The organism is Metapseudomonas phytobenefica (genome assembly GCF_043392685.1).
Classification (GTDB): Bacteria; Pseudomonadota; Gammaproteobacteria; order Pseudomonadales; family Pseudomonadaceae; genus Metapseudomonas.
The window spans coordinates 1-3,528 of sequence record NZ_JBHZGM010000062.1 but is presented as its reverse complement, the minus strand read 5'-3'; the positions used below and the strand labels follow the sequence as shown (position 1 = coordinate 3,528).

Annotated in this window: 6 protein-coding genes; 1 reads left to right on the top strand and 5 read right to left on the bottom strand. The window is 59.1% G+C overall.

All coding sequences use genetic code 11. The features are described 5' to 3' along the window. Positions 1 to 171: 171 nt before the first annotated feature. The 5 genes from ACFW0B_RS25555 to ACFW0B_RS25535 are packed head-to-tail and all read right to left on the bottom strand — an operon-like array spanning position 172 to position 2,230. Positions 172 to 339 carry a hypothetical protein gene (locus tag ACFW0B_RS25555; RefSeq protein WP_449151755.1) on the bottom strand — a complete coding sequence of 56 codons (168 nt, stop codon included), beginning with the start codon at positions 337 to 339 and terminating at the stop codon, positions 172 to 174. Further along, positions 336 to 512, bottom strand: coding sequence for a hypothetical protein (locus tag ACFW0B_RS25550; RefSeq protein ID WP_449151754.1), 177 nt, complete (start codon positions 510 to 512; stop codon positions 336 to 338). Before ACFW0B_RS25550 ends, ACFW0B_RS25555 begins: the two co-directional genes overlap by 4 nt. Next, positions 512 to 892: a hypothetical protein gene (locus tag ACFW0B_RS25545; protein WP_449151753.1), complete on the bottom strand. Its 381-nt coding sequence runs from the start codon at positions 890 to 892 to the stop codon at positions 512 to 514. Before ACFW0B_RS25545 ends, ACFW0B_RS25550 begins: the two co-directional genes overlap by 1 nt. Beyond that, positions 889 to 1,107, bottom strand: coding sequence for a hypothetical protein (locus ACFW0B_RS25540; protein WP_449151752.1), 219 nt, complete (start codon positions 1,105 to 1,107; stop codon positions 889 to 891). Before ACFW0B_RS25540 ends, ACFW0B_RS25545 begins: the two co-directional genes overlap by 4 nt. 1 nt (position 1,108) lies before the next feature. Continuing rightward, positions 1,109 to 2,230, bottom strand: coding sequence for a phage/plasmid replication domain-containing protein (locus ACFW0B_RS25535; protein WP_449151751.1), 1,122 nt, complete (start codon positions 2,228 to 2,230; stop codon positions 1,109 to 1,111). On the opposite strand from ACFW0B_RS25535, the gene ACFW0B_RS25530 reads away from it, so the two are divergent. Beyond that, positions 2,229 to 2,576, top strand: coding sequence for a hypothetical protein (locus tag ACFW0B_RS25530; RefSeq protein ID WP_449151750.1), 348 nt, complete (start codon positions 2,229 to 2,231; stop codon positions 2,574 to 2,576). The two genes, ACFW0B_RS25535 and ACFW0B_RS25530, sit on opposite strands and share 2 nt — an antisense overlap. The last annotated feature ends 952 nt before the right edge of the window (positions 2,577 to 3,528 follow it).

Sequence of the window (3,528 nt, the reverse complement as noted above, 5' to 3'; positions counted from 1 at the left end):
CATTGTGCAAGCCGCCTTTGAACTGCTCACCGCGTACGGAAAACTCCAGCAGTTCGGATACGTCAAAACCGTTACGGTTCTTACTCGTTACGGTAATGCCGACGATGGCGAAGGCCTTGTCGCCCTCCCCCTTCTGGATCACGTCTTGTACGAAACCACGCGCGATACGGCTCATTGGTCAATCTCCATTGCAGTAGTGAAGGGGCCGGCCTCAGTACGGCCCAGGGTGAAACGGGGGCTGCGCGGCGCAGCCGAGGAACGGGCCCAAACGCCAAGCCAGTGAATGGCGGCGAAGCCCAAGAAGACGATCAGGAACAGCTCAACGGTCGCGGCGATCATTTGCCGGTCTCCGCAGCAAGGCAGGCTTGAACGGTGGTCGCGAGGCCGTCTTCGATCACCTGAGCAACAGTGACAAGCTGCGCGGCTCCACCGGCCAGACCGAGAACGGCACCCAGAACAAAGGGAAACGACCAGTGCCAGAGCAACCGGAGCACGTAACGAGAAAAGGTCATCAGGCGCCCTCCCCTAAATCCGACAACGCGACGTAGCCCATCCAATCGGACAGACAGGGGGTTCCCCTGGACTGCTCGACCAACTCATACAGCCGCTCAGGCTGCGCGCCGTCCGCCTTGCGCTGGTCGAGGGTGGCCATGGTTGCCGCGACTTGATCGCGGAGCGGCGACGCCACCGCAGCGGTGCGCAGACGAGCGCGCAAATCGAGGTTGCGGCGCTGGCCGCTGGTGAGGCGTCCGGTCGCCAGTTCGGCCCACTGAATCGGGGTGTAAGGCGCATCCTCGGGGCGGTCGCAGACCACCGCAGGACCGCCACCGGCCAGCAGACGGTGAGCCGGTACCAGGGCGCCGGAGCTGGACATGACGAGGAGGTACTTCATTTCCGCACCCGATCAGCCAGCTTGAAGCCAATGAAAATCGCCGCCACGACGTTGGCAGCCAGGGCGAACGCCATCTCGAACGGGAACTCGATCAACATCCCGGAAACCGTGATCAGCAGGCGACCGAGCAACCAACAACAGACCAGATAAACGATCAACAGACACATGGGCAGGAATGGCAGACGAAGCATGAAACGACGGAGTTTGCGATTCATGTCAGGCCACCAGTCGCAGGTGAGACGGAATAACAGCCGGGCGGTAGAAGCTCGGCACCATCGGTTCGAAGGTGCGTTCGATTTCGCGGACGTTGTGGATGAACACCACGCCGTGGCGGGTGGCGTCATACGGGAGCTTGATATCAATGCCGATGGCGCGCAGACGAGCGCGATGCGTCTGAACAGACGACTTGTTGAGGTCGAATTGCTTGCCATGCATCCATTCCATGGCATAGGTCGCGGTCCGTACCGCCGCGATCATGGAGTCACAGATGCCTTCACGCATCAGTTGTTCGGAAATGCTCGCAATGTCCATCGCTGTCACCTGCAGCTTGTCGCCCGTAGTCAGGAAATCCCGGTGGATTTCACGCAGTCGCTCTTCATCGAATAGGCCCCAAAAGCAGAGGCGTTCACGCTTCAAAAACTCCGAACGAAGCTTGATCTCCGCCCGGACCATGCCGACTTCCGCACAGTGGTCGCGCAGTTGCTTGACGTAGCGGTATTCGTCGGAGTCCTCGCCGTAGGCGCGTTTCACCTTCGGCAACAGATGGGCGTCCAGTTCGGCCGCCTTGTTGTAGTTGCCGGGGTACACCAGACGCCCCGCTTTCTCGCCACCCTTCGGGGTCCAGACGCAGGTGTTGCCGTCCGGATAGAGGTAACCGATGGAGTTCCGGTAGCGCTGACTGGAAATGCCGCGCAGGTAGGGCCGCTCGTTGCCCTTGCCGACGTAGAAATTGCTGGTCAGGTCGAGGCGCTGGAACACCGCGCCATCCGGCAGCGCGGTGCCGTCCTGCAAGCGGTCGACCTTGGTGCACTTAGTCATCGGCGGCAGGCATTCATCAGCCAGAATCGCGTTAATCACCTTCATACAATCGTCCAGGCGCTCGATACCGAACACGTTGTCGAGCCGATTGATCCGGGAGGCGTTGCCATCAACCGTGATCCGGCGCCCGCAGACATGAATGCGGAAGGTGGTGCAGTAGCTACCCTCAGCGAAGAAGGCCGGCGCGGATTCGCTGAGCAGTTCTTCGGACTCCGCGTCGAAGCGACGGACCAAGATATCCGCGACCTTGGGCAGGTCGTACGGATAGTCCTGATAAGCCTTGATCCAGTCGTAAAACATGGAATTCCCTATCGCTGGGCCGGTCGAATGTGATTCTGTTGAAAAATCACAAATGATCTTTGTGCACTTTATAGCCGAATCACAAATGACAATGCAACACGTGCAAAAATCACGTCTGTCGGAAATCACACGTGATGGCGAGGTGAAATCAAAAATGGCGAAGACCTATCGCTTGAGAGACGAGGCCGTCGAGGCACTCAACGCGAAGCGGATAAAGCTGATCGTTGAGCGAAAGGAGGACGTGAAAGAGAGCGACTTGCTCGGCGCCTTGATCTGGAAACACCTGTCGACGCTGACAGCCCAGGACGTGAAGGCATACCGCGAAACCGTACTAGGGAAGGACTAGGCATGGAGCCAAGCGCCGCATTGCTCGCATGGATACTCGTGACTTGGAACGGTGACAAAGGGGACGTCATCGGCCAGTACACAACGGAGAAAGAGTGCGTTCAGAAAGCAAACGCATTGGCGCTCCTGATTAACGCAAAAAATCCTTATAAATCAGGCTGTTACAAGCTGATAGGGGGCGAAAGATGGTCGGACGAGATACGGGGAACAGCGTCCGAGCACCCCGAGAGTTCGGGGTAAAGTGGGGGTGTTACAGCACCCCCACCCTGCCGGGTGCCGATCCGAGGCGCCCAAACAGCCAAATCAAAAGCGCCTCCGGCGGCCCTCCGGGGGCTCTCGGCGAGGCCAGGGATGCAGGGGGTAAAGCTCTCCCTGCACCCCAGGCGGAGAGTAGTTGGACGGGGTACGTTCAAGGGTGCGCTTCGCCCGGCGCTCCGTTCGCCGGAACGGTAAAGCGTGTTCCGACGAGCCGGTGCGGCGGCCCTTGACCTGTCAAAGGTCGAGGATTGCCCTACAGGCCGCTTGAAGCGTTTCCAAGCGAGCATCGAAGTCAGCCCCTTCCCGATCAAGATCCGCCACGCGAGAACGCAGCTTGCGCACTTCCGCAGCGAGTTTCGGGTAGTCGGTCAGGAGGTGGCAGACAGCATCGAGGTCAGTCCGCCCTGGCGCGTAAAAATGGGCCTCGCGGACGAGTTCGGCGGGAATTTCAAGCTTGCACGTTCGCAGCACGTTCGACGAAGTTCCGAAATGGCTTCCCATAATCTCGATTATGCAACATACGGTCGTGATCGCCGATTTTCACGACCATACGTTACATAATCGGTCCATTATGCGAAGCCCCTTATAAATCAAAGACTTGCGTTACCTGCAGGTTGATTGCCAGCAGGAACGGCGGTCAGGGTTCGCGGGGTGCGGCTAGTATCCTCGACTACGGTAACGCGAACCGGTTGACG

What these genes read in the sequence shown, in the direction of transcription:
- ACFW0B_RS25535 (WP_449151751.1), bottom strand. Translation starts at nt 2,230, where the DNA reads ATGTTTTACGACTGGATCAAGGCTTATCAGGACTATCCGTACGACCTG.
- ACFW0B_RS25550 (WP_449151754.1), bottom strand. Translation starts at nt 512, where the DNA reads ATGACCTTTTCTCGTTACGTGCTCCGGTTGCTCTGGCACTGGTCGTTT.
- ACFW0B_RS25555 (WP_449151755.1), bottom strand. Translation starts at nt 339, where the DNA reads ATGATCGCCGCGACCGTTGAGCTGTTCCTGATCGTCTTCTTGGGCTTC.
- ACFW0B_RS25540 (WP_449151752.1), bottom strand. Translation starts at nt 1,107, where the DNA reads ATGAATCGCAAACTCCGTCGTTTCATGCTTCGTCTGCCATTCCTGCCC.
- ACFW0B_RS25545 (WP_449151753.1), bottom strand. Translation starts at nt 892, where the DNA reads ATGAAGTACCTCCTCGTCATGTCCAGCTCCGGCGCCCTGGTACCGGCT.
- ACFW0B_RS25530 (WP_449151750.1), top strand. Translation starts at nt 2,229, where the DNA reads ATGGAATTCCCTATCGCTGGGCCGGTCGAATGTGATTCTGTTGAAAAA.